The 26,277-nt window shown below is 67.4% G+C and carries 28 protein-coding genes and 1 pseudogene; 13 read left to right on the top strand and 16 right to left on the bottom strand.

What is annotated here, in order from left to right; all coding sequences use genetic code 11:
• Positions 1–10: 10 nt before the first annotated feature.
• From RHCRD62_RS22130 to RHCRD62_RS25975, 4 genes are all read left to right on the top strand, one after another.
• Positions 11–766, top strand: coding sequence for a (Fe-S)-binding protein (locus RHCRD62_RS22130; protein ID WP_050066896.1), 756 nt, complete (start codon positions 11–13; stop codon positions 764–766).
• Complete coding sequence (locus RHCRD62_RS22125) at positions 763–2,277, top strand: LutB/LldF family L-lactate oxidation iron-sulfur protein (protein WP_050066895.1); 1,515 nt, start codon at positions 763–765, stop codon at positions 2,275–2,277. The genes RHCRD62_RS22130 and RHCRD62_RS22125 overlap by 4 nt, the downstream gene beginning before the upstream one ends.
• Positions 2,274–2,897, top strand: a complete 624-nt coding sequence (locus tag RHCRD62_RS22120; RefSeq protein ID WP_050066894.1) for a LutC/YkgG family protein — start codon at positions 2,274–2,276, stop codon at positions 2,895–2,897. Before RHCRD62_RS22125 ends, RHCRD62_RS22120 begins: the two co-directional genes overlap by 4 nt.
• Positions 2,898–3,111: 214 nt before the next feature.
• A complete protein-coding gene (locus tag RHCRD62_RS25975; RefSeq protein WP_157051028.1) occupies positions 3,112–3,348 on the top strand; it encodes a S4 domain-containing protein in 237 nt (78 codons plus the stop codon).
• Positions 3,349–3,363: 15 nt separating this feature from the next.
• Here the strand turns inward: RHCRD62_RS25975 and RHCRD62_RS22110 are convergent, their stop codons facing one another.
• From RHCRD62_RS22110 to RHCRD62_RS22080, 7 genes are all read right to left on the bottom strand, one after another.
• A complete protein-coding gene (locus RHCRD62_RS22110; protein ID WP_172671122.1) occupies positions 3,364–4,992 on the bottom strand; it encodes a CotH kinase family protein in 1,629 nt (542 codons plus the stop codon).
• Entirely contained in the window at positions 4,992–5,669 is a 678-nt protein-coding gene (locus RHCRD62_RS22105) for a DUF4956 domain-containing protein (RefSeq protein WP_050066892.1), read from the bottom strand. Before RHCRD62_RS22105 ends, RHCRD62_RS22110 begins: the two co-directional genes overlap by 1 nt.
• A 54-nt stretch (positions 5,670–5,723) precedes the next feature.
• Positions 5,724–6,635 carry a polyphosphate polymerase domain-containing protein gene (locus RHCRD62_RS22100; protein WP_050066891.1) on the bottom strand — a complete coding sequence of 304 codons (912 nt, stop codon included), beginning with the start codon at positions 6,633–6,635 and terminating at the stop codon, positions 5,724–5,726.
• 183 nt (positions 6,636–6,818) lie between these two features.
• Positions 6,819–7,730 carry a DUF5926 family protein gene (locus tag RHCRD62_RS22095; RefSeq protein ID WP_050066890.1) on the bottom strand — a complete coding sequence of 304 codons (912 nt, stop codon included), beginning with the start codon at positions 7,728–7,730 and terminating at the stop codon, positions 6,819–6,821.
• Positions 7,731–7,798: 68 nt separating this feature from the next.
• Positions 7,799–8,557: a glycerophosphodiester phosphodiesterase gene (locus tag RHCRD62_RS22090; protein ID WP_050066988.1), complete on the bottom strand. Its 759-nt coding sequence runs from the start codon at positions 8,555–8,557 to the stop codon at positions 7,799–7,801.
• Entirely contained in the window at positions 8,554–9,456 is a 903-nt protein-coding gene (locus RHCRD62_RS22085; protein ID WP_050066889.1) for a DUF4328 domain-containing protein, read from the bottom strand. Before RHCRD62_RS22085 ends, RHCRD62_RS22090 begins: the two co-directional genes overlap by 4 nt.
• The gene (locus tag RHCRD62_RS22080) at positions 9,457–9,801 is read right to left on the bottom strand and encodes a rhodanese-like domain-containing protein (RefSeq protein WP_050066888.1); all 345 of its coding nucleotides are present in this window, start codon (positions 9,799–9,801) and stop codon (positions 9,457–9,459) included. It abuts the gene before it with no gap.
• A gap of 250 nt (positions 9,802–10,051) precedes the next feature.
• Between RHCRD62_RS22080 and RHCRD62_RS22075 the strand changes: the two genes are divergently transcribed.
• Positions 10,052–10,981, top strand: coding sequence for an LLM class F420-dependent oxidoreductase (locus RHCRD62_RS22075; protein WP_050066887.1), 930 nt, complete (start codon positions 10,052–10,054; stop codon positions 10,979–10,981).
• Between the two features lie 82 nt (positions 10,982–11,063).
• On the opposite strand, the gene RHCRD62_RS22070 is transcribed toward RHCRD62_RS22075, so the two are convergent.
• Positions 11,064–11,660 (bottom strand): Rv1733c family protein, encoded by a 597-nt coding sequence (locus RHCRD62_RS22070; RefSeq protein WP_050066886.1) that lies wholly within the window; start codon positions 11,658–11,660, stop codon positions 11,064–11,066.
• A gap of 119 nt (positions 11,661–11,779) precedes the next feature.
• Positions 11,780–12,919 (bottom strand): acyltransferase family protein, encoded by a 1,140-nt coding sequence (locus tag RHCRD62_RS22065; RefSeq protein ID WP_050066885.1) that lies wholly within the window; start codon positions 12,917–12,919, stop codon positions 11,780–11,782.
• Between the two features lie 175 nt (positions 12,920–13,094).
• Between RHCRD62_RS22065 and RHCRD62_RS22060 the strand changes: the two genes are divergently transcribed.
• The 4 genes from RHCRD62_RS22060 to RHCRD62_RS22045 all read left to right on the top strand — a co-directional run bounded on the left by RHCRD62_RS22060 (position 13,095) and on the right by RHCRD62_RS22045 (position 16,306).
• Positions 13,095–13,718: a superoxide dismutase gene (locus tag RHCRD62_RS22060; protein ID WP_050066987.1), complete on the top strand. Its 624-nt coding sequence runs from the start codon at positions 13,095–13,097 to the stop codon at positions 13,716–13,718.
• 106 nt (positions 13,719–13,824) lie between these two features.
• Positions 13,825–14,649, top strand: a complete 825-nt coding sequence (locus RHCRD62_RS22055; protein ID WP_050066884.1) for an SMP-30/gluconolactonase/LRE family protein — start codon at positions 13,825–13,827, stop codon at positions 14,647–14,649.
• Positions 14,650–14,836: 187 nt separating this feature from the next.
• Positions 14,837–15,316 (top strand): peptidase, encoded by a 480-nt coding sequence (locus RHCRD62_RS22050; RefSeq protein WP_253277442.1) that lies wholly within the window; start codon positions 14,837–14,839, stop codon positions 15,314–15,316.
• Between the two features lie 276 nt (positions 15,317–15,592).
• Complete coding sequence (locus RHCRD62_RS22045) at positions 15,593–16,306, top strand: TMEM165/GDT1 family protein (protein ID WP_050066882.1); 714 nt, start codon at positions 15,593–15,595, stop codon at positions 16,304–16,306.
• Between the two features lie 135 nt (positions 16,307–16,441).
• Here the strand turns inward: RHCRD62_RS22045 and RHCRD62_RS22040 are convergent, their stop codons facing one another.
• Positions 16,442–17,185, bottom strand: a complete 744-nt coding sequence (locus RHCRD62_RS22040) for a hypothetical protein (protein WP_157051027.1) — start codon at positions 17,183–17,185, stop codon at positions 16,442–16,444.
• A 391-nt stretch (positions 17,186–17,576) separates the two neighbouring features.
• Here RHCRD62_RS22040 and RHCRD62_RS22035 point away from each other — a divergent pair.
• Positions 17,577–17,890, top strand: a pseudogene (locus RHCRD62_RS22035) (TMEM165/GDT1 family protein); the annotation flags it as partial.
• 47 nt (positions 17,891–17,937) lie between these two features.
• On the opposite strand, the gene RHCRD62_RS22030 reads toward RHCRD62_RS22035, so the two are convergent.
• The 6 genes from RHCRD62_RS22030 to RHCRD62_RS22005 form a co-directional block, all read right to left on the bottom strand.
• On the bottom strand, positions 17,938–18,714 hold the full coding sequence (locus RHCRD62_RS22030) for a hypothetical protein (protein ID WP_050066880.1): 777 nt from the start codon (positions 18,712–18,714) through the stop codon (positions 17,938–17,940).
• Positions 18,715–18,912: 198 nt separating this feature from the next.
• Complete coding sequence (locus RHCRD62_RS22025) at positions 18,913–19,572, bottom strand: hypothetical protein (RefSeq protein ID WP_157051026.1); 660 nt, start codon at positions 19,570–19,572, stop codon at positions 18,913–18,915.
• Positions 19,573–20,040: 468 nt separating this feature from the next.
• Positions 20,041–20,814 carry a hypothetical protein gene (locus tag RHCRD62_RS22020; RefSeq protein ID WP_050066878.1) on the bottom strand — a complete coding sequence of 258 codons (774 nt, stop codon included), beginning with the start codon at positions 20,812–20,814 and terminating at the stop codon, positions 20,041–20,043.
• Between the two features lie 168 nt (positions 20,815–20,982).
• Positions 20,983–21,525, bottom strand: coding sequence for a YaeQ family protein (locus tag RHCRD62_RS22015; RefSeq protein WP_050066877.1), 543 nt, complete (start codon positions 21,523–21,525; stop codon positions 20,983–20,985).
• Between the two features lie 49 nt (positions 21,526–21,574).
• Complete coding sequence (locus RHCRD62_RS22010; protein ID WP_253277441.1) at positions 21,575–22,171, bottom strand: ankyrin repeat domain-containing protein; 597 nt, start codon at positions 22,169–22,171, stop codon at positions 21,575–21,577.
• Between the two features lie 143 nt (positions 22,172–22,314).
• The gene (locus RHCRD62_RS22005; protein WP_050066875.1) at positions 22,315–22,905 is read right to left on the bottom strand and encodes a GlcG/HbpS family heme-binding protein; all 591 of its coding nucleotides are present in this window, start codon (positions 22,903–22,905) and stop codon (positions 22,315–22,317) included.
• A gap of 142 nt (positions 22,906–23,047) precedes the next feature.
• Between RHCRD62_RS22005 and RHCRD62_RS22000 the strand changes: the two genes are divergently transcribed.
• From RHCRD62_RS22000 to RHCRD62_RS21990, 3 genes are all read left to right on the top strand, one after another.
• Positions 23,048–24,193 carry a sensor histidine kinase gene (locus tag RHCRD62_RS22000; RefSeq protein WP_050066874.1) on the top strand — a complete coding sequence of 382 codons (1,146 nt, stop codon included), beginning with the start codon at positions 23,048–23,050 and terminating at the stop codon, positions 24,191–24,193.
• Complete coding sequence (locus RHCRD62_RS21995) at positions 24,190–24,810, top strand: response regulator (protein ID WP_050066873.1); 621 nt, start codon at positions 24,190–24,192, stop codon at positions 24,808–24,810. The genes RHCRD62_RS22000 and RHCRD62_RS21995 overlap by 4 nt, the downstream gene beginning before the upstream one ends.
• Before the next feature lie 121 nt (positions 24,811–24,931).
• Positions 24,932–26,251: a lipase family protein gene (locus RHCRD62_RS21990; RefSeq protein WP_050066986.1), complete on the top strand. Its 1,320-nt coding sequence runs from the start codon at positions 24,932–24,934 to the stop codon at positions 26,249–26,251.
• Positions 26,252–26,277: the final 26 nt, after the last annotated feature.

Genomic DNA, 26,277 nt, shown 5'->3' with positions numbered 1-26,277 from the left:
CGGAGATCACATGCGAATCGCGCTGTTCGCCACCTGCCTCGGGGACACCCTTTTCCCGGACGCCGCGAAGTCCACCGCGCTCCTGCTCACCCGCCTCGGCCACGACGTCGTGTTCCCGCCCGGCCAAACCTGCTGCGGGCAGATGCACGTCAACACGGGCTACCAACCCGACGCCCTCCCCCTGGTCGAGAACTACGCCGACGAGTTCGGTGACGCGTCGTACGACGTCGTGGTCGCGCCGTCCGGATCCTGCGTCGGCTCCATCCGCCACCAGCACGAGATCGTCGCCGACCGCTACGGCACCACCGCGCTGCGCGGGCGCGTGCAGACGGCGGCGGCCAAGACCTACGAGCTGTCCGAACTGCTCGTCGACGTCCTCGGCGTCACCGACGTCGGCGCCTGGTTCCCGCACCGGGTCACCTATCACCCCACCTGCCACTCGCTGCGAATGCTCCGCGTCGGCGACAAGCCCCTCCGACTGCTGCGCGCCGTCCGCGACATCGACCTCGTCGAACTGCCGGAAGCCGACTCCTGCTGCGGTTTCGGCGGCACCTTCGCCATCAAGAATGCCGAGACCTCCACCGCGATGCTCACCGACAAGATCCGCAACGTCGCGGCGACCGGCGCCGAATCCCTGTGCGCCAGCGACTCGTCCTGCCTCATGCACATCGGCGGCGGCATGTCCCGACTGCAGATGGGAACGCGCACCATCCATCTCGCCGAGATCCTGGCCTCGACCGAACCCGCGGAGGTGGCGCCGAGATGACCACCGTCCCGCTCGGACTCCCCGCCGTCCCGCCCCGCGCCCCGCAGGGCGTCGGGTTCCTGCGCGGCACCGAAAAGTTCCCGAAGGCCGCGCACCACGAACTCGCCAACGCCCAGCTGCGACGCAACATCGGCAAGGCCACGCACACGATCCGCGCCAAGCGTCTGCACGTGACCGGCGAACTCCCCGACTGGGAACCACTGCGCGACAGCGGGTCCGCGATCAAGACCGACGTCATGAACCGGCTGCCGGCACTGCTCGAACAGCTCGAGGCCGCGGTCACCGCGCGCGGCGGAGTCGTCCACTGGGCTGCGGATGCGAACGAGGCCAACGCCATCGTCACCGACCTGATCCGGGCCACCGGGTCCGACGAGGTCATCAAGGTCAAGTCGATGGCCACCCAGGAGATCGAACTCAACGAACACCTCGAAGCCCAGGGCATCACTGCCTACGAGACGGACCTCGCCGAGCTGATCGTCCAGCTCGGACACGACAAGCCGTCGCACATCCTGGTTCCCGCGATCCACCGCAACCGGTCGGAGATCCGAGAGATCTTCCTGCGCGAGATGGCGGGCGTCGACCCCGACCTCGACTCCGAACCCGCACACCTCGCCGCCGCGGCCCGCAAGTTCCTGCGGCACAAGTTCATGACCGTCCCGGTCGCGGTGTCGGGGGCGAACTTCGGGATCGCCGAGACGGGAACGCTCGGCGTCGTCGAGTCCGAGGGCAACGGCCGCATGTGCCTGACGATCCCGCAGACGCTCATCACGGTCATGGGGATCGAGAAGGTGCTCCCCCGGTTCGCGGACCTCGAGGTGTTCCTGCAGTTGCTGCCGCGCTCCTCGACGGGAGAGCGGATGAATCCGTACACGTCGATGTGGACAGGCGTCACCCCCGGCGACGGGCCACAGTCGTTCCACCTGGTCCTGCTCGACAACGGGCGCACCGCCGCCCTCGCCGACGAGATCGGACGCCAGGCGCTGCACTGCATCCGCTGCTCCGCCTGCCTGAACGTGTGCCCCGTGTACGAGCGCACCGGCGGACACGCCTACGGCTCCACGTATCCCGGCCCGATCGGCGCGGTCCTCACCCCGCAACTCGCCGGGATGGACGCCCCCGACGACCCGAACGCCACGCTGCCGTTCGCATCGAGCCTGTGCGGCGCCTGCTTCGACGCGTGCCCCGTCAAGATCGACATCCCGTCACTGCTCGTCGAGCTGCGCCACCAGAAGGTGGAGAACGCCGGATTCTCGGCGGAGAAGGCCGTCATGAAGGCGGCGTCGGTGGCGATGAGTTCGGCGCGACGATTCACGTTGGCGCAGAAAGCTGCCGGACTCGGCCGGCTTGCCGCCGGCCGCAAGGGGAAGATCTCGACCCTCCCGCCCCCACTGAGCGGGTGGACCGCTGCCCGCGATATTCCCGCGCCGCCGAAGCAGACGTTCCGGCAGTGGTGGGACTCGCCGGAGGGGCGGGCGGAAGTGGACCGGGCACGGGAGGAGGGACGGAAATGAGCTCGCGGGAGACAATCCTGTCGCGGATCCGGGACGCGCAGACCCTGGCTTCACCTGTGCCGCAGCATATTCCACGCGACTACCGGACCGGTCGGACGATGCCGGACGACGAGCGGATCGAACTGCTCGTGGACCGGCTCGTCGACTACAAGGCGCACGTCCATCGGTGCGATCCCACAACGCTCGCCGAGACCCTCACCCGGGTACTCGACGACCTCGGCGCACGCCGTGTGGGAGTGCCTGCAGGACTGGACGAGTCGTGGCTCGGCGGCTTCGGCGGCGACGTCGTCGTCGACTCGGCCGACGTACCGGCACCGCAGCTGTCGGAGTTGGACGCGGTCGTGACGGCGTCCACCGTCACCTGCGCGGAAACCGGCACCATCTTCCTCGACGGGAGTCCCGACCAGGGCCGCAGAGCGCTGACGCTCGTCCCCGACGTCCACGTGTGCGTGGTGTCGGTCGAGTCGATCGAGGTCGGGGTGCCGGAGTCGTTGTCACGGCTGGTGCCGGAGAGGCCGACGACGATGATCAGCGGACCGTCCGCGACGTCGGACATCGAACTCGAGCGCGTCGAGGGCGTCCACGGCCCCCGCAACCTGCACGTCGTCGTAGTGCGCTGACGCGGACCCACCGCCCGGGGTTGCGCGTGACCGGGCGGTGAGTCGTCAGCCTCCCCACGTTCGGGCCGACGGTCTCAGTGTGGCCGCAGATCCTGGCAGAAAGGCTGGGCGCCGCTGGCAATCACCTGGGCGTCCACGTCGTGTTCACCCGGACGTCCGTCACGCGCCAGATTCGGAGACCGGGGCGTTCACGGGTGCGGCGCAGACTGTGAACATGAACGACGTATCCGCATGCAAGCCGGTGTGCGATGCCCTCGTCGAACAGAACCCCGGCGTCGGCCGCTCCCAGGCTGCGGTGCTCGCGATGGAGGGGCTCGTGCTCGTCAACGGACTGCCCGCCCGCCACCCCGGTCAGGTCGTCGGACCGACCGACCGACCACGTCACGATCGCAGGCACTCCGATGCCGGTGAAACCACGACTCGTGGTCGTCACCTGACCCGAATCACGTGACAGCTCCCACGGCGATCAGGCGGTGCGCTGCTCGGACAGTGCCACGGTGCGCTGATCGATCCAGGTCCGCATCTCGGCGACGGCCGACTCCAGGTCCTCTGCGGTGAGCCCGTCGCTGACCGGGATCGTGTTCGCCAACCGGTCCAGGGTGTCCGAGGCGAGTCCGTCGGCGTACATCCGGTCGAACAGGTCCCAGTAGGCCTCCTCGTACGGTGCGGTGAAGGCATCGGATTCCATGAACCGGGTCTTCAGCGTGTTCTCGACCTGCGGTCCGCCGCGGCCACCCATCCCCGGCCCCGGTGTCCGACCGTCCGTCGTGGACGACGCGTCGACGGTGTCGGTGGCGGCGGCGGGCGGAGTCATGCCTTCCGGCAACATCATTCCCTCGGGAGGCGTCATGCCTTCGGGGGGCGTCATGTCTTCGCGCGCCGTGGCACCGCCCGGTGCGTCGCCGCCGGGCATCCCCATCGAGACCGCGTCGTGCGGCCCGGTGGAGGTGTCCCCCTGCATCGCGAGGTTGAGATCCCACGAGACCACGGTGATCTTCTCCGTCTCGAGGTCGTACCAGAGGTAGTAGTTCTGCCCCGGGCCGCTCATGTCGTCGGCGTTGACGAGCAGGTTCTGCGTGGCCAGGTAGTCGGCGAAGGAGTCGACGTCCACCCAGGCGGCGAGGTGTGCGTCGAACTCCTCGTCACTCGCCGTGTCCAGCCACTTCAGGAAGTTGATGATCGGCTGCAGGTTGCCGCTGTCCACGGCGTTGATCTGCTTGAACTGGTCGGCGTAGGCCGACTGGTCATCGCCTGCGTACTCGAAGCGCGAGTTCGCGTCTGCCTTGTAGAGGTAGCCGCCGGATTCGTACAGGGTATTGGCGTACAGATCGTCGGGGTGTTCGAGAACCAGTCGGGTAGTGGTGGCACTGTCGTTGATCGAGTACACCGTGTAGGCGTACCGCTGGGTGGCCTGCCCGGTGTCGCCCGTCAACGACAGCGACATCGCTTCGTTGAGCACCGGCGATCCCGGCCGGACGGACAGTTCGGTCAATCCCTGGTAGGCGCGCCCGGATTCGTTCTCGTCGAAACTGACGAGCAGTGGCAGGGACGTCGGATCATCCTCCGATGCCTGCGTTCCCATCGCTCCCATCGGGTTGAATCCCTCCTGCATCTCCATGCCTTCCGGAATCTCCATCCCCTCCGGTGGAGTGAACCCCTCACCGCCTGGCATGGCGTTCTCGCCCCGCACTCCCATCAGAGTGGAGTTGCCTTTCAGGCGGATCGACACGTCGTTCACGAAGGTCCCGTCGATGGTGATGTCGGCGGTGACCCACTTCTTCTCACCCGTCTTCTGGAACGTCGTGATCATGTCCTGGTACTCGGCATCGGTGATGTCGAGGGACACCTCGTGGGAGACGGAGTCGTCGAACAGGTCGACGGTGCCGGCGATGTTGTCGGTGACCTCGGACGCGATGATCGTGGCGTCACCCGTGATCTGGGGCCGAATGCGAGTGGCCCCGAAGACGGTGGCCATGATCGTCACGAACGCGGCGAACACCGCCAGCAGCTTCCAGTGCTGGCGCAGTGACGTCGGAATCCTGTGCCGGAACCTGCTCTTGGGCGGAATCGAACCGGACGTGTTCGTCGGGTGCATCAGATGTCCGTCTGGTCGTATCCGGTCAGGACGGTGACGCGTTGACCGGAGTTGACCCCACTGAGTGCGGCGATCAGTTCGGTGGACTTGCGACCCTTCTTCAACTGCGCGGTGTAGTAGAGCTCGTTCAGCGCGCCCGCGCGAACCGCTTCTGTGGAGACGAGTTCGAACTCCGTGCAGTACTGGATCATGACGTCCTCGACGAGCGCGGAGTACTCCTGCTCGGGCGGCACCTGAACCTTGACCACCTGACGATGGACGTCGAGCTTGAACCAGCTGAACCTGTTCATGATCAGCAGCACCAGGCAGATCGCGACCGTCGCCGCGATGGCCAGCAGATAGAACCGGGTACCGGTCGTCATGCCGATCGCCATCACCAGGAAGATGAACCCGACATCACGAGTTTCCTTGATCGCGTTGCGGAATCGGACGACGGACAGCGCACCGACGAGCGCGAAGGCACGTGCGATGTTGGAGCCGACCACGAGCATGATCAGCGAGATGACCATGCCGACCATCACGAGGGTCTGCACGTAGGACTGGCTGTAGGAGACGTTCTTGTGGGTGTAGCGGTAGACCCAGCCGATGATCGCGGACAACACGAACGACAGTGACAACGACACGATGATGTCGAGTGTGCTGAACGTCCCGCTCAAGTCTTGCAGGTCGAGGGTCATGGATTTCCTGTCTCGATGGTCGTGAAGGGTGAAGGAGATGGTTCGGTGTGACCGTCAGCTCGCGGTGCGGACGGAGTTGTCGAGCACGTCGGCGGGTGCGCGGTCGTCGTATCCCGTGGGGAGTACGAGTTCCGGTGAGCCGCTACGAGATCGAGGAGCCATTCCGAACGCCTCTATCGACTGGCAGTACTTGGACACCCGGATGACCGACATGTTCAGTCGCGCAGTCAGATCCGTCGCCCAGTAGGGAACGCGCTCGTTCGCCTTGAGCTCGACGACCGCCAGCTTCGGCGGCAGCGTGAACCGGTTCTCCGCCCCGGAAGCGAAGTGGAAGTCACGGTCACGGCCGTGCACCTTGTGGTCGATCGTGACCCGCAGGCCGAGGTCGGCCTCGCGACCGACGAAGGCCTCACGCAGGTAGCCGGTCGTGACGACGGGCCGCAGGTCGAGGTTGCCGATCAGCGTCGTCACCTCGTTGACGAACGACCGCTGGGTGGGGTGACACTCGAATTCCTCGCGGCCGTTCAGCCAGCGCTGCGTGACGCCGTACGGCAGGGCGATGCGACGCTTCTGCGTCACCCGGTTGACGCGCTGTTTGATCTCGATCTGCACCGGGGTCTCGTCGGTGCACTCCTCCGGCAGCCCGTACAGGCGCAGGCGGAGCTTGCGTCGGAACTTCAGACCCTCGATCTTCTCCCAGTAGAACCGCAGGTCGGGGGTGTCGTAGTAGAGCGACGTCACGGGGTATCCGCCGAGCGGCGAGAACGGGTCGCTGTCCATGCGCGCGGACAGTTCCCGCCGCAACTCGGGGACCTTCAACTCGTCGACGAAGTACTTGATCTCGTACCGGTTGAACGCGTGCAACCTGCTCGCGGTCTGCTGATATCCGGTCGGTTCGGTGGGCGCGTCCTCCGTCCGGTGCCTGCCCTCCGGCGAGGGGGAGCGGAATCGGTCGAACAGTCCCATCGGCTCAGCCTTCCGTGATGTCTGGTTCCGTAAACGTTTTGTTTACCCAGACAGCACACACTGTTTGCCTAGAGATTTGGTTGGGTGAACCTGGCAGTTTGCTGCCAATCCACTCGCCTTCGGCCGGATGAGCGAGTTCGGTGGCGCTGGCTACCGAACTCGCTCACCGGCGGCGGAGTCGCCTCAGCGCAGGGTGATCTGGCGACCGCGGAGGCCGTCGCGGGCGCGCCGCTCGTCGGAGGTCAGCGGGGCGTCGACGGCGAGCGCCTGTGCGAGGCGGTCGCCCAGTTCTGCGGTCGCAGCCGCCCACTCCTGCGCGTGCTTCTCGGGGTCCAGGTCGAACACCGGCACCAGCAGTCCGTGGGCGCGGAACGAGCCCGCGTACCGGGAGCCCTCACCGAGGTGAAGGCCACCGGACGCGTGCACGCGCGCCAGCGCCAGCATCAGCGCGTCCTCGTCCTCGGGACGCACCCAGCGCAGGTGTGCCTTCTCCCCCGCGTCGACCCACCACGCCGCGACGACGCCGTCGGCCTCGAGTCGCGCGGACGGCATGATCACCGAGTTGGCCTGCTCGACCGTCGCCGCGACCTCCGGCGCCGGGGTGACGCCCTCCGGAATCCACCAGTTGAAGTCCTGGTACACGGTGATGTCGAGGGCAGCGTTCGGGTCGACCACGTCCGCGAGTCGCGGACCGTCCGAAGTCGGGTTCGCCGACGTCAACGACTCACCGGGGGCCGCCGTGGTCGCCCACGTCGCGGCCGCCGCGAGATCCGCGCCCAGGTCGGGCGACTGGACCTGCACCTGCAGGCCCACGAAACCGGTCGGGGTGTCCTCGTCACGCACCAGTGCGGCGACCGCGCCGGGCAGCACCGTCGCGACCGTCACGGCGCGCTCGCCCGACGTCACGGGCAGCGGCGCCGTCGCGGACGGGACGAACTCGCGCAGCGCGATCAGATCGCACTCGGCCGCGAGGCCCTCGAATGGACGCGCCACCGCGGTCGACGCGGCCGCCTCCTGCGCTGCGCGCCGCTCGGCCAGCTTCGCGGCGCGGTTGCTGTCGGGCTTCGGACCACTGTTTCTTTTGCTCTTACCCACGTCGGGAAACCTACACTCCCGGACCTGCCGCGAGGCAGCGCTCAGCACTGTCTGCGTCGAGGCCGCCGTCAGCGGCCCAACCACTCCCGGGTCCGCCCCGGATGGTTGGTGGCCACCCACCCGACCCCGAGGTCACGGCACAACTCGACGTCGCTGCGGTCGTCCACCGTCCAGCAGTAGGTGGCCCGTCCGGCCGCGGCCGCCCGATCGACGATCTCCGGGTGCTCGCGCAGCGATTTGATCGACGGGCCCACCGCGGTCGCGCCGACCGTCGTCGCGGCGCCACCGCCGAGATAGCGCGACGACTCCCCCAGCAGGACGGTCGGCAGCAGCGGGGCCGAACGGCGGATCCGCCACACCGCTCCCGCCGAGAACGACATGACGACCGCGCGGGAATGGGTCGCGGACGGTGGTGCGGCCAGCCCGAATCGGGCCAGCTCCGCGAGGACCTTGCTCTCGACGAGACCACCGAACCGCACCGGGTGCTTCGTCTCGATGAACAGTTTCGTCGGCCGTGAGGTGTGGTCGAGCACGAGGGTGATGAGCTCGGCGAGGGTCAGCACCGGCTCGCCGTTGCCACCGAACTCCAGCTCCGACAGGTTGCCGAGCGTCATCTCGCTGACCACTCCCGTCCCCGTCGAGGTGCGGTCGACGGTGCGGTCGTGGACACACACCAGATGCCCGTCCCGCGTCAGCCGCACATCGCACTCGAGTCCGTCCGCACCCTCCTTGAGGGCGAGTTCGTAGGCGGCGAGTGTGTGCTCGGGCAGTGCGGCGGACGCGCCCCGGTGCGCGACGACGAGCGGGCCCCTGCGGTCCGGACTCACGCGACCACCCACCGGGTCCGGGACCGCGGCCGACCACCGAGGTCGAGGCCGTCGACGCGGCGCATCACCATCAGTGTCAGCACCGCCACCGCGGCCGCGACCAGGTTCATCACGACCGCGAAGAGAACCCCGTTGGCGCGGGCCTGCAGGGAGTCGTGGGAACGCCACACGAGGCTCACCACAAGCATCACGCCGCTGGTCGCCCACGTCGCCCACCACACCCGCACCAGCAACCGGATCCGGTCGTCCGTGGTGGCGAGTTCGGTGAGGAACACTCCGGGCCAGACCAGGTTCGCCACCGGAACAAGGCATCCGAACGCGACGGCCGCCGGGGAGCGGGGATCCTCCCGGCCCACGGCCTCCCACGCGGAGCGTCGAGCACCGAGCAGCCACGCCACCGACGCGGCCGCCGCCGCGAACGCGACCATCGGCGCCACCACACCCATCGTGAACACCAGTGCATCCGAGACGGCGAGCAGCGTCGGCGATACGAGGGCGGTGCGGTTGTACAGCAGCAGGGCATACCGGAGAAGTTCGGCGACGGCGGCCAGTGCGAACAACGCGGCCGTGGCGCCCAGCAGGGTCGGCGCGACCTCGGCGAGCCGCTCGGTGCGTGTCTGCAGGGCCGGGGCATCGGCTTCCCGGGGGTCCGTCAGACCCCACCGCGGCGTCTCCCGGTAGGTGGGTGTCCGGTCGTCGGCGACACCGCGAGGTGCGGCAGGCAGCGACCGGGCGCCGGGTCGGCGCGCGACCCACCGGAAGTTCCGGCCCTCACGCGGCTCGACGCGGCCGGGACGAATCGGGGACATCAACGCGCCGCGGCACCCGGGACACCAGCGGGCGGGCGCACCGACGACGGGCCAACGGTTGGCGCAGCGAACGCAGACCTGGACGCTCATCTAGTAGATCTTCGCCGCCCTGCCGTCGTCCGCAACCAGGGGACGACCGGATTTCTGCCAGGCGACCATGCCGCCCGCGACGTTGACGGCCTCGAATCCGTTCTGATTGAGGTATGGGACGACGCTCATCGACCGGCCCCCGGACCGGCACACCACGTAGACGACAGCGTCGATGTCGATGTCGTCCATCCGGGCGGGGATGTCGTTCATCGGGATGTGCAGGGCGTCGGGGGCGTGCCCGTCCGCCCATTCGTCGTCCTCGCGGATGTCGAGGAGGACCGCGTCCGTGTACGGCGGCGCGGGAACCTCCGACACCGGGGCGGTGGGAACGTCAGCGAAGCTCACGCCTCGATACTGTCACGTTCTGCACAGGCTCGGCATTCGAGTTCGCGTTCGGTCCCCAGGTGTGAATTCCACAGACCGTGGATCGTTGTGGACGGGTTTCCACAGGCCATCCGGCATCTTCCGGGCCGCGCTGTGACCCAAGCCACAATTTGTCCACCGAGTTATCCACAGTCTCCACAAGGTTGTTCACAGATAGTGCACAACACTACGAGCGCGGCGGTGCGACCCGGCATCGGGCAGAGTTGACGGCATGGAACTGCGTATCTTCACCGAACCCCAACAGGGCGCAACCTACGAACAACTGCTGCGGGTCGCCCAGGCCGCCGAACAACTCGGGTACGGCGCGTTCTTCCGCTCCGACCACTACCTGGCAATGAACTCGGACGGCCTTCCCGGACCGACGGACGCCTGGATCACCCTCGCGGGCATCGCCCGCGAAACGTCCACCATCCGCCTCGGAACACTCGTCACCTCCGCGACGTTCCGCCACCCCGGCCCCCTCGCGATCGCCGTCGCGCAGGTCGACGCGATGAGCGGCGGCCGCGTCGACTTCGGTCTCGGCGCGGGCTGGTACGAGGAGGAACACCTCGCCTACGGCATCCCGTTCCCGCCGCTGAAGGAACGCTTCGACCGCCTCGAGGACGCACTCGCCGTCATCACCGGGATGTGGAAGACGCCGATCGGCGACACGTTCTCCTACGAGGGGGCCCACCACCGCATCGTCGACTCCCCCGCACTCCCGAAGCCCCACCAGCACGCGGGGCCCCCGATCCTCATCGGAGGCAACGGCCGCAAACGCACCCCCGAACTGGCCGCTCGCTACGCCGACGAATTCAACGTGCCGTTCGGATCGCTCGACGCGACGGCCACCCAGTTCGAGCGGGTGCGCAGCGCCTGCCGGGCCGCAGACCGCGATCCCGGCGAACTCGTCTACTCCAACGCGCTCGTCCTGTGCTGCGGCCGGAACGACGCCGAAATCGAGCGTCGCGCCGCCGCCATCGGACGCGAGGTCGACGAACTGCGCACCAACGGTCTCGCCGGCTCGCCCGCCGAACTGGTCGACAAGATCGGCCGGTACGCCGAACTCGGCTCGACCCGCATCTACCTGCAGACCCTCGATCTGGGCGACCTCGACCAGCTCGAGCTCGTCGCGTCCGAGGTCATGCCGCAGCTCGGCTGACAGCGCCCGGGGTTCCCTAATGTCACATCGGGTCACTTGACGTTCCCCGATGTGACATTAGGGACCGCCTGCCGGCAGCGGGTCAGTGCGAGGTGGCGGACCCGAGGAAGGCTCGGATGTCCGCGCTCCACTGCCTGCGCCTGCGTCGGTCGAGGAGGGCGCGGGCTCCGAGGAAGGCGGTGGTCGCGACGAGGGCGACGGACGTCCAGGTGAAGAGACCGACCATCACGCCGGCCGTGGCCACGGCGGTGTCGGTGATGGGCGGAGCGGCGAGGTTCCCGTCCGCGTCGACCCAGATCGTCACTTCGGTACCTGCGGGGGCGTCTGCGTTCACGGGCACGTCGCCGCGGTGGGGGCGCTCGTCGACGACCCACCGCGCGGGCGCGGAGTCGATGCTGACGGGTACGGCGTCGGAGGCGACGGGCTGGCTGGTGGCGTCCTCGACCGTGGTGGCCACGATCTGCCGATGATCACGGGCTTGCTGGTCGGCGAGCGCCGACTGCTGGTCCCTGGCGGCGCCACCGAGCCACACGGCGAGGGGAATCGTCACCACGAGGAGGAGCAGGAGACCGACGGCGAGCAGTGCTTCGAGTCGGTCGGGGTGTCTGCGGAGGGGGTCGTGTCGGAGGCGCAGCGATCGCCGCGTCAGTGCCACGTAGTCGCGCACATCCCGCCACATGTGAGCCCCTCCTGGTCACTTGTTCATCAGACCCTTGTTTCAGAGTCGACCTGGTCGCGACCAAGATCAAGAGGTTTAAGGAGCGATCACATGTGGCGTGGGTCACTACCGACCGGTCGCTATGCGGCGTCCGCGACTTCAGATTTGCCGCGAACGCTCGGTTTCGGGTTGCCGACGCGGGACGCCAGCGACCCGATCCAGCGTCCTGCGGGCACTTCGACCAGCTTGTAGAGCAGTTCCGACGCGACGGCGGTGACCGCGAGGAACACGATGACTGCACCCGTCTTGCCGAGCGCACCGACAGCCAGGTCGTACGCCCGGTACAGGATCAGGGTGTGCAGCAGGTAGATGGCGTAGCTGCGGGTGCCGGTCCACCGGACCACCGACCAGTGTGCGATCGGTCCGTCGTAGCGCGCGAGGACGAGGACCGCGGCGGCGACGACGGCGATCGTCCACAGGTAGCGGTCGCCCGCCCAGTAGGCACGGATATCGGTGGCGATGAGCACGACCTCGGCCTGCGCGAGTGCGGCGACGACGAGCCATCGCCAGCTCGCCATCGACGTCCACGCCATGTAGATGATCTGGCCGAGGAACACGGCGGGAAGGGTGGCCGCGACCTTGGTGAGCATCGGAACCGAGTACGGCTGTGGGATGTACACGTTGTAGAGCAGGACGCCGATGCACAGGACGGCGCCGAGGATCGGCACGGCGATCGGTGCCCGCCGCAGCAGTGGCCGGGTCGCGACGCTGTACAGGTAGAAGGTGATCTGCACGACGAGCGTCCACGTCACGCCGAGTACCGCGACCTCGGGTGTGAGGAAGAATCCCCCGAGGACGAAGCTGAGCGCAGATTGCCCGTAGGTGATGCCGTCCTGCCCGCTGAACATGCCGTTGATACCGAGTGTGACCAGCAGGATCGCGAGCGCCACGGCGATCCAGAGGGCCGGCAGCAGGCGTCCGATGCGGTTGACGAGGAATCGGCTCGGTGCGGTGCGGGCGACGGACGCCGTCAACAGCAGCCCGGTGAGCATCATGAAGACGGCGACACCGAGGAACGACAGGTGCTGGTTGAGCTTCACACCGTCGACCAGGGTTTCGTAGACGACGTCGATCACCCACCATCCGGTGCCGAGGTCGTCGATCAGGTAGTACGAGATGTGGGAGTACAGGACCGCCAGGACGGCAAGCGTCCGCAGGAGATTCGCCCCGCCGAATCGGAGTCGCGTCCCCTGGGACGGGGCGACGGTCGGCTCGGGCATCACGCAAGTTTAAGGTTTCGTTCACCTCGTGTACGAATTCCGGGCAGTCCCGACCGTCGGGCGCCTGATCGCAAATATTGCGAAGGGTGTACCAATGAGTTTGGGTTAGAGCCCGAGCAAGGATCGAAGAAGGTACATGCCGGGCGTCACCCGCGCCCGTAAGGAAGGGACCGAAGTGTCTGTCTACTCGCTGCCTGAACTGCCCTACGACTACGCAGCTCTCGAGCCGCACATCTCCGGCAAGATCATGGAGCTGCACCACGACAAGCACCACGCCGCATACGTCGCCGGCGCCAACACCGCCCTCGAGAAGCTCGCTGAGCTGCGCGAAGCCGACGCGCTCGCTCCTGTGGTGAACCTGCACGAGAAGAACCTCGCGTTCCACCTCGGCGGCCACACCAACCACACCGTCTTCTGGAACAACCTGTCCCCGGACGGTGGCGACAAGCCGGAGGGTGAGCTGGCCGCCGCGATCGACGACCAGTTCGGCAGCTTCGACGCGTTCCGCAGCCACTTCTCCGCGAACGCCAACGCCATCCAGGGCTCCGGCTGGTCCATCCTGGCCTGGGACTCGATCGGCCAGCGGCTGATCATCGTCCAGCTGTACGACCAGCAGGGCAACATCTCCATCGGCCTGGTCCCGCTGCTGCTGCTCGACATGTGGGAGCACGCCTTCTACCTGGACTACCAGAACGTCAAGGCCGACTACGTCAAGGCTTTCTGGAACATCGTCAACTGGGCGGACGTCGCTGCGCGCTTCGAGAAGGCCCGCACCGCGACCGCAGGCCTCATCGCCTGACATTCGGCTCGTCGGATCGCCGCACCCGGTGTTCGGGTGCGGCGATCCGTGCTTTCGGGGGGCTCGGGGGTGTCTCGGAGCGGTCGTCCGGTCGTATCGTGAAGGGGTGACCGTGACGGTGGACACACTTGTCGACGGGCTCGCCTACCCGGTGGGTGCGTGCTGGCACGACGGCCGTGTCTGGTTCTCCGACCATGGCGTGGGGACCGTAATGGCGCTCGACCTCGCCGGCGGCACCCTGAACACCGTGGCCGAAGTCCTCGGATTGCCCGCTGGCCTGGGTTTTCTTCCCGACGGACGGCTACTGATCGCATCCAGCAACGACCACCTGCTGATACGTCGCGAGTTCGACGGCAGCCTGGTCATTCACGCCGACCTCGACGGCGTCGCGACCCGCCCCCTCGCGGGCCTGTACGTGGACGAGTCCGGCCGCGCGTACGTGGGCAGTCGCGGGGACGACGCGTCCACGGCGGACCTAGCGATGATCGAGCCCGACGGGACCGTGCACGATGTTGCCAGCTCGCTGACGTGCACGGGCGGTATCGTGGTCGGCTCGGACGGGGTGACGCTGACCGTCGCCGAGAGCCGCTCGGTGCCGCCGCGCCTGACGGCATTCACCATCGCCCCGGACGGCAGCCTCGAGCAGCAGCGGGTGTTCGCGGAGTTCGAGGAGTCCGCGCGCCCGGAGGGTCTGGCGATCGATGCGGAGGACGGAATCTGGGCGGCGTCCGTCACCACGGACGAGGTGCTGAGGCTCGATGCGGGCGGCCGGGTCACCGACCGTCTGCCGGTGCCGGGTCCGCACTCTCTGGCGTTGGGCGGCGCGGATGGACGTGACCTGTTCGTGTGCACCCTGCGCACTCCCGAGTGGTCGGCGGATGACATGGTGGGGGCCGTGCTGCGCCTGCGCGTCGGGGTTGCCGGAACGTAACGTCCGAGCCGCGTGGACCGGCGACTTCGTGGGCTCCCTGGCACTCGACCCGAGTTGTCTGCCAGCCATTTTGGGCGCATCCTTGAGGTATCTGCCGGCAGCGTCGCCGGGTCGAGCGACGATGGCAGGAGGTGTGGTCGTGAGCAGGAACGAATACATCGGGGTCTCACCTTTCCATGCCGCCGGGATGCTGCGGGGGTTCGTCATCTCGGGGCGCTGGCCGGACACCACGAAGGAGTGGGCGCAGTTGCTCGTCCTTGCGGTGCGGGTGGCGTCCATCCCGGGGTTGCTTTCCACGTCAACGGTTTTCGGAGCCCACGAGCAGCTTCCGGACGATCCGGAGCCGGGAACCGTCGGACTGGTACTCGCGGAGGGTCCGGTGATCGGCGAATCCGCTGTCAGCCCAGGATGTTTCGCGGACCGGCAGCCGCCGGCGCTGATGATGTTGCATCCACCGTCGGAGACGGTGCCGTCGCTGCCGGAGTGCACGGGCGCGGCGTCGGGGTGCGTACTCCTGCCGGGCCTGCCGTATCTGGGCCTCGATCATCGCGCGGCCTGGGTGGAGACGGAGGCGGACGGCACCGTCACATCGATGATCAGCCGAGTCAGCCTCGATCCGAACAGTGATCCCGACACCGCAATTTTGGCGATGTTGCTCGCCGCCTGAGCTGGTACGGAATTATAAAGTTCGGGTCCCCAAACTTGTTGTGGTACTTGGCAAGTTGTCCAGTTCTGGGTATTCTTTCGGCTAGCGAAGGGGAGTAGCCCCCAATCGAGCAGTCGACATACTGGCTTGGACCTCGGAAGTTTCGGCGACGGAGGTCCGCCCGGCTGCCCGAACCGGTTGTGACCGGTGGGCGAGACCTTCGGCCGTAGGCGCACCCCGCGTCCGCGGCCGGAGGAGCGTTCCCAACATCCTCCGATACGAAACGGAGGATCACCCGTGCTTGCCGCACTGCTGTTGAGTTTCGGCGTCATCTTCGTCGCCGAACTGGGCGACAAGTCCCAGCTGATGGCGATGACATTCGCGCTGCGCTACCGCTGGTGGGTCGTCATCGGCGGCATCACCGTCGCCACCACCGTCGTCCACCTCGTCTCGGTCGCCGTCGGGCATTCCCTCGGTGCAGCCCTCCCGACGACGCTCATCAGCATCCTCGGTGGTATCGCGTTCATCGGCTTCGCGGCGTGGACGCTGCGCGGTGACAGCCTCAGCGACGACGAGCAGAGCAAGGCCGGCCGCGTCGGCACCTCCGCGTTCCTGGCCGTCGCCTCCGCGTTCTTCCTCGCCGAACTCGGCGACAAGACGATGCTGGCGACGATCACCCTCGCGGCCGACAACGACTGGGTCGGCGTGTGGATCGGCTCGACGATCGGCATGGTCGCGGCCGATGCATTGGCCATCATCGTCGGCGCGGTCCTCGGCAAGCACTTGCCCGAAAAGTTCATCCAATGGGGCGCCGCCGCACTGTTTCTCGTGTTCGGCGTGATGTTGCTCCTCGACGGACTGTTCCCCGGAAGCCCGGCCGGACCGATCGCCGCCGCATCGATCCTCGGGATCGCGGCCATGGCGGGAGGCATCCGATACGCGCTTGCCCGGCGGGCCGCAGCCTTGCCCGTCCGGGAAGGACCCGCAACCCTCGACAATCAGGCACGCTGAACAGCATCCGGTCCAACCGCCCGCCACGACACCCACGAGGTGACGTGGCGGGCGTCTGACATTGGCTGCGTTCCCGGCGTTCCGACGCCCTACCGGTCGAGGAGACCCGCAGTCCCCTCGACCGATCGACGGGCGTCAGGAATCCGAGGAACCGAACACGGCGCCGCCGAGCGCGGTACTTCCCAGCGACGCGCTCCCCAACGGACCTTCCATGAAGTCCTGGTGTGCCCGGGTGTTCCCTGTCGCCGCCCATTGCCCCGACACCGGGGAGTCCGTGCCGGTGAACCCGACCCGGCTGGCACCGTCCTCACCCACCTCGGTGACCGCATAGGTCATCGTCACGTTGAGCGTGTCCATTGTCCCGTTGTTCGGAATCACCCAGCCATCACTGGGCGCCGTGATCGTGACATCCCCGGTGACCGGATCGACCGAGGTAGTCGCGTCCAACGGTATCCAATCCGAACGCACCTCGGCCGCCCGGAACTCGAAGCCGCGCGGAACATGGTGCGTGAGGGTGGTGACGACCCGGTCCGGTTGCGAGGCTGGGACGTCGTTGCGGTTGAGGGGAAAGTCGAGTGAGAACCACATCTCGAAATCAACCACCTGACCCGGTGCGGCCGCGTCGGGTCCTCGATAGCCCAGATAGGCGTTCCCGACCTTCGACACGGAGAAGAACTCCTGCTCGTCGCAGGGCATCAGGATTTCTTCAAGGGTAGGCAGATGGGGGAACCACGGCCCTACTTGCGGCGGGCAGGGCGTGTCCGAATGGCCGCTACTCAAAAGTGCCCCTGCAGTTCCCACCCCTACCGTCATCCCACCCGCAGCAATCGTCAGCGCCGCGAGCACAACCCCACCCACACGCACCAGATGTCCACCCATCGACAATCCCCTCCATTGGTTGACAAGACAGGCGCCCCTCGCCCGCCCGACTACCCGGCGACCGTAGACGGCCGAACGGGCCACCGCCGCAGAACCCCACAATCTCTTTTCCGCAGGTCAAAGCGTTAATCGCTTCCCGAAAGGCAACCCGATACCGCCCACGACGAAGACCGGACTCAACCCCCGAAACGCCGGTGCCACCGCTGCCGGCGGGGGTCGCTGGGCGCCGTCCCCGGTACGCCTCCCGCCGGCCGAGGTTGTGAAGCTCACCGTTCGCAGGGGGTTCGAACCGGGGCGGCACGATGCCACGATGTCGGATTGCCCACGCAGCCAGGCATTCTGGAGTGTGGGAGCACCCACGCGCGCCCCGGACGAGCGGGTCCGCTCCCTTCTCAGCGAGGACGAGCAGAGCAAGGCCGGCCGCGTCGGCACCTCCGCGTTTCTGACCGTGGCGTACGCGTCCTTTCCGAACTCGGCGACAGAACGATGCTCGCGGCCATCACCCTCGCGGCCGACAACGACTGGGTCGGCGTGTGGATCGGATCGACGATCGGCATGGTCGCGGCCGATGCCCTCGCCATCATCGTCGGCGCGGTTCTCGGCAAACACCTGCCCGAACGGTTCATCCAATGGGGCGCCGCGACACTGTTTCTCGTGTTCGGCGTGATGCTGCTCCTCGACGGCCTGTTCCCCGGCAGCCCGGCCTGATCCGGTCGAGGAGACCCACGAGTCCCTCGACCGGTAGACAGCGGCTAGGGAGCGAAGACACCAGGCAGCGACAGCGACCCAATCGTGGCTGCCTCGATGGAGCCGTCCAGCGGTGTCGTCTGCGGAATCGGGGTGAAGAGGTAGTCCCCCACGCTGCCGAGCCACCCCACGGAATTCGGGAACGCCCGCGTATCCCCGGTCGCCATCCACTCCCCCGATGCCGGGGCGTCAGCACTGGTGACCCTGACCCCGCTGGTGCTGTCACCATCCACCGAAATGACGTCGTAGAACAGACTGACATTTATCATCTGGACGCCCTCGCCATTGATCGACCAACCCCCGTCCCCCGCCGTCAGCGTGACGTCCCTCGTGACGGGATCCACCGTGATCACGGGATTCAGGTTGACTCCCGAGGGGGTGTACTTCGACGCGTAGGCGCGTAGGAACTTGTAACCTGCCGGAGCATGGTGGGTAAGACTCGTGATGACCACGTCGGGGGCGTTCGGATCCTCCACCTCGATTTGGGCCTGGAACAGGATTTCTTCGCCGACCTCGGCGCGATCGGTTCCGCTGTACGTCATGGTCGCGTTGCCGACTGCCACCTGGGAACTGAACCCGACAGGATGGCAGTCGTTTCCGACGGAGCCGGCTACAAGGTCGATCGGATACGAGACCATCATGTTTCCGTAGCTCTTACATACAGGGGCGAGGTAGTCGCTACTTCCCTCTGCTCCGGCGGTTCCCGCCCCGATCGCCAACCCACCCGACGCAATCGTCGCTGCCGCGAGCATCACCCCGCCCGCACGCACCAGTCCACCCATCACCAAGTCCCCTCCACGAATCGACGGGACCGGCCCACTGCCCGCCCCGACTATCCGGCGACTATAAGGGACGGAACAGACCACCGAGGCGACACCACACGTCCATTTACCCAGGTCAAAGCGTTAACCACTTCCTCAACGCGGCGACCGCGGCAACCCGGCCGGGGCACCCACGTGCCCTCGACCGGTGGCCTCGGGTCAGGATCCCGAGCTGCCGGTCCCCGGGAGTTCGGCAACCCCCGTATTACCGGTCGAGAACCACCTGTCCGTCGTGGCGGGAATGGTGACACCGTCATAGATACCGGTGTACTTGACGTGACTGACACCGTCGAGCACAGGCACCGTCGGCTTGTAGCGCAGGATGAAGGTGACATCACCGGAATAGTAGGTGGCTTTTCCGTTGAAACCCTCCGGAATCGTCCACCCCTCCGCGGGTGCCGTCAGCGTGACATCCCCCGAGGTGGGATCGACGGCGACGGACGAGGGCAGAACCTTGATCACGTACGGGGGTTCATCCCAGTCGTAAGACGTGACCTGCGCTCCGACGAACTCGAAGCCGTCCGGCACGCTGTGCGTGAAGGAAGTCATGACGGCGGCGGGCTTCGGCGTCGAAGTGCCTAGCCCCAACGCCGTTTTGCACACCGACTTGAACGCGATTTCCTGCCCCACCACAGCCCCAGCGGGGCCTTCGTACATGCACGAGAATCCGAGGGACTCGTCGCCGGTATCCGGGTACTCCCTGAACTGGTCGAAAAGGCCGGGCTCGCCCGACGAACCTGCGAACAGCGGCGACACTGCTCCCGCGACTCCCACCCCCGCCGCCAAACCACTCGAAGCAATCGTCGCCACCGCGAGCATCACCCCGCCCGCACGCACCAGTCCACCCATCACAAAGTCCCCTCCACGAATCGACGGGACCGGCCCACTGCCCGCCCCGACTACCCGGCGACTATAAGGGACGAAACAGACCACAGCGGCGAAACCACACATTCATTTACCCAGGTCAAAGCGTTAACTGCTTCCCCGGGTGGCGTCCCGACCCGGCCCGCCGCCCGGCCCGCCGAGGGCCCTGCGGAGCCTCTCGGCGGACACTGGTCGGGCAGGGCGACACTGACTTTTGCGGCATCACTCGAAAATCATCACCGGCGCTCGGCAAGCACCTACCCGAGCGATTCATCCAATACGGTTCCGCGACAATGCCTCTCGTGTCGGACGTGATGCTGCTCCTCGACGGACAGTTCCCCGGCAGCCTGACCGGCCCGATCGCCACCGCTTCGATCCTCGCGGTCCAGGAAGACCACGAACCTGTCAACCGGTGGTCAGCGGTTACGAACCGATTCCGTCGGAGGAGCCAGGCAGCGACAGCATGAGGATGAGGGGCACCGACAATACCTCCAGCACCTCATCCGAGTTCGGTAGGGCCTCCTCCGCGCTACCGAATACCGTCTCGTAGTCGTTGTACTTCTGGGTGTTCCCCACTGCCACCCATTTTCCCGACGTCGGGGTGTCGGTGCCGGTGAACGTGATCCCGCTGGTGGTGTCGAAACCCACCTCGTTCACCCGGTAGGTCAGGACGACCTTCACTCGTGAGTTGTTCCCCTTCGGGACTGCCCAGGCACCGTTGGCTGCTTTGACTGTCACATCCCCGGTTCTCGGGTCCACCGAAGTGGTCGAATCCAGCGTCTCGAGGGCACCGTTGTAGGTGTGTCTCGTTACCGTGGCCCCCACGAACTCGAAACCCTTTGGGGTGTGGTTGGTGACACTGCTGATCTCCACAGGCTCCAACGGCGGCATGGACGCGGTCGGATCCCCCGCATAGAAGTCGGCGATGAACGTGGTTTCGGTACCCGGTGCGGCGCGATCGGGTCCGCGATAGTCGAGATAGGTGTCGCCGACCTGCACCGTAGCCTGGAACCGTTCGTCGTCGCAGAACCCCGGGGGCCAGCCACAGGGGCCGGGATCCGATGAATACGAATAATAGTCGCTACTTCCTGCCGAAGACCCCTGCGCCGCCGCGGTCCCCGCCCCGATCGCCAGCCCACCCGACGCGATCGTCGCCACCGCGAGCATCACCCCGCCCGCACGCACCAGTCCACCCATCACAAAGTCCCCTCCACGAATCGACGGGACCGGCCCACTGCCCGCCCCGACTACCCGGCGACTATAAGGGACGAAAAAGACCACCGCGGCAAAACCCCACGCAGGCGTTCTCCCAGGTCAAAGCGTTAACCGCTTTCCCGATGCAGCAACGAAACCACCTCGGGTCGGCTACCCGAACCGATGCTCCTCGATCGGCGTGCTGAAACCCGTTCCGTTCAGGTCGAGGAACAGCGACCGTTCGGTGACGGAGAGGGTGGCGGTGTTCCGGCGCTCGACAGCGGCGGACGCGGCATCGACGAACGGACGGTCGAAGCTGTAGACAGGGATTGCGTCGGCGTGGTGGATGCGCTTACCGGTGAGCTGAGCCAGCACTTTCGCCGGGTCACGGTGGGTGTAGATCGCGACGCGGTCGGCGAGTTTGGCAGCGCGGTGGATGCGGTCGGCGTCGGGTGCGCCGATGTCGATCCAGGCGGTGAGGCGGCCGGTGAGGTCACGGACGAGTACCGCGGGTTCGTCGGTGGCGGACACTCCACCGACGCTGAAGGCGATGCCATCCTCGTACTCGAGGCAGTAGGCGAGCAGCCGCGTCAGCATGAATTCGGCAGTTTCGGACGGATGACGGGCGACCCGCAGCTCCAGATCCTGATAGACGCCGCGATCGACGTCCGCCAACTGGACGACAAAGGTGTGGATGGTTGCGCTGAGTGCCATGAGAGCGCCAGCCTATCGCGGCTGCGTGATCGCACACCAACTGCCACGGTCAGCGCAAGGTGAGCAACGCCACCACATCGGACTGCCCCCGCCGCTGCGCGTTCTCCAACGCGGTGCGTCCGCGGTTGTCACGGATCGTCGGGTCGGCGCCCGCGTCGAGTAGTTGCCCGACGACGTCGACGTACCGGGACGAGCCGTCGCCGTAGACGACGGCCTCCTGCAGCGCCGTCCACCCGGGGTCGTTGACGTGGTTCACCGGCACCCCCGCCCGGATGAGCGTCCGCACCGTCTCCCCGTACCCGTGCTCGGACGCCGGAATCAGCGCGGTGCCGCCGAACCTGTTGGTGCTCCGAACATCCGCACCATGATCGACGGTGAGCGCGAGGATCTCGTCCAGTCCGGCGGCCCCCGCGTAGAGGAAGGCCGAGTCCTGCATGTCGTCCTTCGCGTTCACGTCGGCTCCGGCTTCGATCAGTGCGCTCGCCGCCGCCACGGCGTTGGCCTTCGTCGCCGTCACCAACGGGGTCCGGCCCCCCTCTCCCCTGGCCTCGATGTCCGCGCCCTGGGCCAGCGCTTCCCGCACTCCGTCCGCATTGTTCGCGGCAGCGGCCTCGAACATCGATGCCTCGGCCTCCTCCGGCGAGATTTCGGGTGCGGCTGCCGTCGACGTCACCCCGGCATCGGGCACCGTCGCCACCTGCGGAGGGTTGTTCCCGGCAGGAATGCCGCTCGCGCAGCCGGACACGACCAGAACCGCACCGATCAGCGCCGCCGCCAGGGGTACGGTCCTCACTTCAGGCTTCCCTCGATCGCTGCGAGACCGGCTGCGGCACAGGCCTGATCGGCGTTGCCGTCGGGCGCTCCGCCGACCCCGATGCCTGCGATCGACGCGTTCCCGACCTTCACCGTCACGCCGCCGGGCAGGAACAGGGTGCCAGGCAGATCGGCGACGGTCGCGCCGTCGCCCTTCGCTCGGCCGGCGAGATCGGAGGTGTTCGCACCGAATGCCGCTGCGGTGTAGCCCTTCTCCCGTGACGCCTCGACGGTGTGCTCGGCAGCGTTGTCGCCGCGCAGCATCGCCTGCACGTTGCCCGCGCGATCGACGACCGAGACGGTGACGAACCCGAGTCCGTCCGCCTTGCACTGCGCGAGCGCGGCCTGCGCGGCGCGTCCGGCGGCATCCACCGACAGGCGGGTGGCGCTCACGGTACCCGCGTCTCCGCCGTTGGGCTGCTGCTGCGACACCGCAGCGGGCGTGACCCCGGTGGTGCTCTCGTAGGCCGCGGCGTCGTCGGTCGAACCACACGCGGTGACGGCGAGCAGGGTGAGCGCGGGAACGGTGATCGCGAGGACGCGGGGCAGGCGACGGGAGAGAGACATGGTCGAGCCTTTCGGGTGACGATTGATCGGTCGACATCGAGCCTGACGCCCACCCCGCCTCGTCGGCATCGGTCGCCCGGGTGGCTCGACATCATCCGAATGGCCGATCCGCGCCCGCCGCGCCGTCCGTAGGATCGACGGGATGCAGGGCAATGCGGCGTTCCGGGGACCGATCGGTCTCGCGATCCACGCCTCCTTCTATCTGCTGCTCGCGGCGTCGACCGCCCGCTACCTCACCTATCACGGGGTCAACGGCCGATGGGTGATCGTCGCGGCGCTTGTCCTGGTGCTCGCCGCGCTGTATGCGGTAGTCGTCGTGCTGTCGCGCCGAGGATCGGTGTGGCAGCCGTGGGTGTGGCCGGTGCTGACGACGTGGGTGGCGCTGGTGTGGCTGGCGCCGAGCTTCGCATGGTCGGCGTTCCCGATCTTCTTCCTGTGCACGAGTGCGTTCCCCCGTCGGCTCGCCTATCCCGTGGTCGCGGCGCTGGCATTGTTCGCGGGTATCGAGTTCTCGTCGTTCAGTGGACGGACCGAGTGGCCGGTGCTGTTGGCGCCGCTGTGCACGGGCGCTCTGATCGTCCTCGCGTTCGGGCAGGTGCAGCGCGAAAGCGCCGAGCGGGAACGGTTGCTCGGCGAACTGGTCGAGGCGAAGTCGCGTCTGGCCGATACGGAACGGGAAGCGGGGGCACTGGCGGAGCGGGAACGGATCGCGCGCGAAATCCACGACACCGTCACCCAGGGACTCACCAGCGCTCTCCTGCACCTGGAGGCCGCCGACGAACTGTGGGACGGCCCGGACTCGAAGGCCCGCAGCGAGGTTCGAATCGCGACGGTGTCGCTGCGAGAGAACCTCGGCGAGACACGCGATCTGGTGCACTACCTCGGCTCGCCCGATCTCGAGGCGCTCGATGCGGCACTCTTGGCCGCGGCGCGGGGGTACATCCCGTCCGCACAATTCCAGGTTGTGGGCGATCCGGTGCCGCTGCCGCCCGACGTCCGGCATGCGCTGCTGCGGATCACGCAGAGCGCGGTGTCGAACGTCCGCAGGCACGCGCAGGCGGACACCGTCGGGGTGACCCTGACCTACCTACCCGACGCGGTGGCACTGGACATCTTCGACGACGGTGTCGGGTTCGACGTCAACGAGGACAACGGATTCGGGCTGCGCGCGATGCGTCAGCGGGTCGAGGCACTCGGCGGTACGTTCGGGGTCGAGAGCGCCCCCGGCGAGGGCACCGTTGTCGCGGTGCAGATCCCGACCGGTTCGACGCAGGGGGGCCAGCTGTGATTTCGGTGTTGCTCGTCGACGACCACGTGGTGGTGCGTGCCGGGCTGCGTGCCCTACTGGATTCGCAACCCGACATCGAGGTGATCGGTGAGGCCGAGAGCGGGGAGGACGCAGTCGCGCTCGCCGTCGATCGCTCCCCCGACCTGGTGATGATGGACCTGGCGCTGGGGGCGGGTATCGACGGTGTCGAGGCGATCCGCCGCATCCGCGCCGCCCGGCCCGAGCAGCCGGTGCTGGTCTTCACCACCTACGACACCGATGCGGACGTGGTGCGCTCGCTCGATGCAGGCGCGATCGGCTACCTGCTCAAGGATTCCGCGCCGCGTGACCTGTTCGCCGCGATCCGGGGGGCCGTCGCGGGGCAGAGCGTGCTGTCGCCGCCGGTCGCGGCGCGGGTTCTCGAGAAGATGCGTCGCCCCGATCAGGCGTTGACGGCCCGCGAGGCGGAACTGCTGACGCTGTTGGCCGAGGGCCTGACGAACCGGGAGCTCGGACGCCGACTGCACATCAGCGAGGCCACGGTGAAGACCCATCTGGCGCACATCTACGCCAAGCTCGGCGTCGACTCCCGGGCCGCGGCAGTGTCGATCGCGCTGCGGCGGGACGGGATCCGCTGACGCAACCTGAACCTGACACTCACCCACTTCGTGTCCAGTTTGCTCTTGTGGAGCCACCTACCGGCGGGTAACCTTCCCACCCGGCGTGACGCCCGTCACGCCCACAGGGGAGGTCGAACAGGTGCAGACGCAGAGAACGCGGTCGGCAAGGGCAGCACGGTTGGTCGCGGCGGTGTCGGTGGCGACGGCGGTGGCCGTGGGATTCGTCCCGCCGGCCCAGGCAGCCACCGACCCCTTCTTCAGCTACACGGGCGAAACCCCCCTCGCGGCACTCGACCCCGGAGCCGTGGTCGCGACCCGAACCATGCCGTACCACGTCGTCGGCATCTCGATGCCCGTCACCGCCGTGCAACTCGTCTACCGGACGACCGACGCACAGGGCAGGCCGGCCACCAACGTCACGTCGGTGCTCAAGCCCCCGACCGGATTCGATCCGACCAAAGCCGTTGCCTACCAGTCTTTCTACGATTCCCTCAACCCCGAGCACAGTCCGTCGCGTGCGATCGCGGGCGATGTCAGCTTCGGTGGCGCGATCAACGCATCGGAGGCACAGTTCCTCGCAGCGCTGCTGGCCCAGGGGTATTCGGTCATCGTCGCCGACACCGAGGGGCAGCAGGCGGACTTCGCGGCCGGCCCCGAGTACGGCATGAACACGCTCGACTCCATCCGCGCCGCGACCCGTTCCGCGGAGACCGGACTCGACGCCGACACCCGCGTCGGGCTGTTCGGCTATTCCGGCGGCGCCATCGCGACGAACTGGGCGGCGGCACTCGCGCCCGGGTACGCACCCGACGTCAACGACAGGCTCGTCGGCGCCGCCGAGGCCGGCGTGCTCGTCAACCCTGCCCGCAATCTGACCTACATCAACGGCAGCGTCGGATGGTCCGGGGTCGCGCTGATGGCGATCGCGGGCGTCGCGCGGTCCTACGACATCGACTTCAGCGAGTACCTCAACGACCACGGAGAGCTCCTGTTCGACAAGATCCAGGACGCCTCGATCGCCAATGTGCTGTTCCAGTACCCGGGGCTGACGTGGCAGCAGATGGTCAAGCCGGAGTACGCGGATCCCGCCAGCGTCGCGCCGTTCATGGACGCAGCTCGCAAGGTCAACCTCGGCGAGGCCCCCACCCCGACGATCCCGATGTTCATCGGCCAGGGCGCGGGCGGCACGTTGGAGGGCACGCCCGGGGACAAGCCGAATGTCGGTCCGGGCGACGGTGTCATGATCGCCGGGGATGTGCGTTCACTCGCCAATAAGTATTGCGCGGACGGGAATTCGCAGATCAAGTACACCCAGTACGACGCGCTCAGCCACGTCCCGACGATGCTGGCGTGGTCCGTGGAGGCGTTCGGATGGCTGAACGACCGCTTTGCCGACCTTCCCGCCCCCACCAACTGCGGCGCGATCGCGCCGGGGAACGACCTGGTGACCCGACCGTAAGTGCGCGTCGCGCCCGTGGGTGATGT

Source organism: Rhodococcus sp. RD6.2, from assembly GCF_001040705.1.
Lineage (GTDB): Bacteria > Actinomycetota > Actinomycetes > Mycobacteriales > Mycobacteriaceae > Rhodococcus_G.
The sequence above is the reverse complement of the archived record's forward strand: the minus strand, read 5'-3'. Positions and strand labels throughout refer to the sequence as shown.

Coding starts and splice junctions, on each gene's coding strand:
- RHCRD62_RS22130 (WP_050066896.1), top strand. CDS start 11: ATGCGAATCGCGCTGTTCGCCACCTGCCTCGGGGACACCCTTTTCCCG.
- RHCRD62_RS22125 (WP_050066895.1), top strand. CDS start 763: ATGACCACCGTCCCGCTCGGACTCCCCGCCGTCCCGCCCCGCGCCCCG.
- RHCRD62_RS22120 (WP_050066894.1), top strand. CDS start 2,274: ATGAGCTCGCGGGAGACAATCCTGTCGCGGATCCGGGACGCGCAGACC.
- RHCRD62_RS25975 (WP_157051028.1), top strand. CDS start 3,112: ATGAACGACGTATCCGCATGCAAGCCGGTGTGCGATGCCCTCGTCGAA.
- RHCRD62_RS22110 (WP_172671122.1), bottom strand. CDS start 4,992: ATGCACCCGACGAACACGTCCGGTTCGATTCCGCCCAAGAGCAGGTTC.
- RHCRD62_RS22105 (WP_050066892.1), bottom strand. CDS start 5,669: ATGACCCTCGACCTGCAAGACTTGAGCGGGACGTTCAGCACACTCGAC.
- RHCRD62_RS22100 (WP_050066891.1), bottom strand. CDS start 6,635: ATGGGACTGTTCGACCGATTCCGCTCCCCCTCGCCGGAGGGCAGGCAC.
- RHCRD62_RS22085 (WP_050066889.1), bottom strand. CDS start 9,456: ATGAGCGTCCAGGTCTGCGTTCGCTGCGCCAACCGTTGGCCCGTCGTC.
- RHCRD62_RS22075 (WP_050066887.1), top strand. CDS start 10,052: ATGGAACTGCGTATCTTCACCGAACCCCAACAGGGCGCAACCTACGAA.
- RHCRD62_RS22070 (WP_050066886.1), bottom strand. CDS start 11,660: ATGTGGCGGGATGTGCGCGACTACGTGGCACTGACGCGGCGATCGCTG.
- RHCRD62_RS22065 (WP_050066885.1), bottom strand. CDS start 12,919: ATGCCCGAGCCGACCGTCGCCCCGTCCCAGGGGACGCGACTCCGATTC.
- RHCRD62_RS22050 (WP_253277442.1), top strand. CDS start 14,837: ATGCTGCGGGGGTTCGTCATCTCGGGGCGCTGGCCGGACACCACGAAG.
- RHCRD62_RS22040 (WP_157051027.1), bottom strand. CDS start 17,185: ATGGGTGGACATCTGGTGCGTGTGGGTGGGGTTGTGCTCGCGGCGCTG.
- RHCRD62_RS22030 (WP_050066880.1), bottom strand. CDS start 18,714: ATGGGTGGACTGGTGCGTGCGGGCGGGGTGATGCTCGCGGCAGCGACG.
- RHCRD62_RS22025 (WP_157051026.1), bottom strand. CDS start 19,572: ATGCTCGCGGTGGCGACGATTGCTTCGAGTGGTTTGGCGGCGGGGGTG.
- RHCRD62_RS22020 (WP_050066878.1), bottom strand. CDS start 20,814: ATGGGTGGACTGGTGCGTGCGGGCGGGGTGATGCTCGCGGTGGCGACG.
- RHCRD62_RS22015 (WP_050066877.1), bottom strand. CDS start 21,525: ATGGCACTCAGCGCAACCATCCACACCTTTGTCGTCCAGTTGGCGGAC.
- RHCRD62_RS22005 (WP_050066875.1), bottom strand. CDS start 22,905: ATGTCTCTCTCCCGTCGCCTGCCCCGCGTCCTCGCGATCACCGTTCCC.
- RHCRD62_RS22000 (WP_050066874.1), top strand. CDS start 23,048: ATGCAGGGCAATGCGGCGTTCCGGGGACCGATCGGTCTCGCGATCCAC.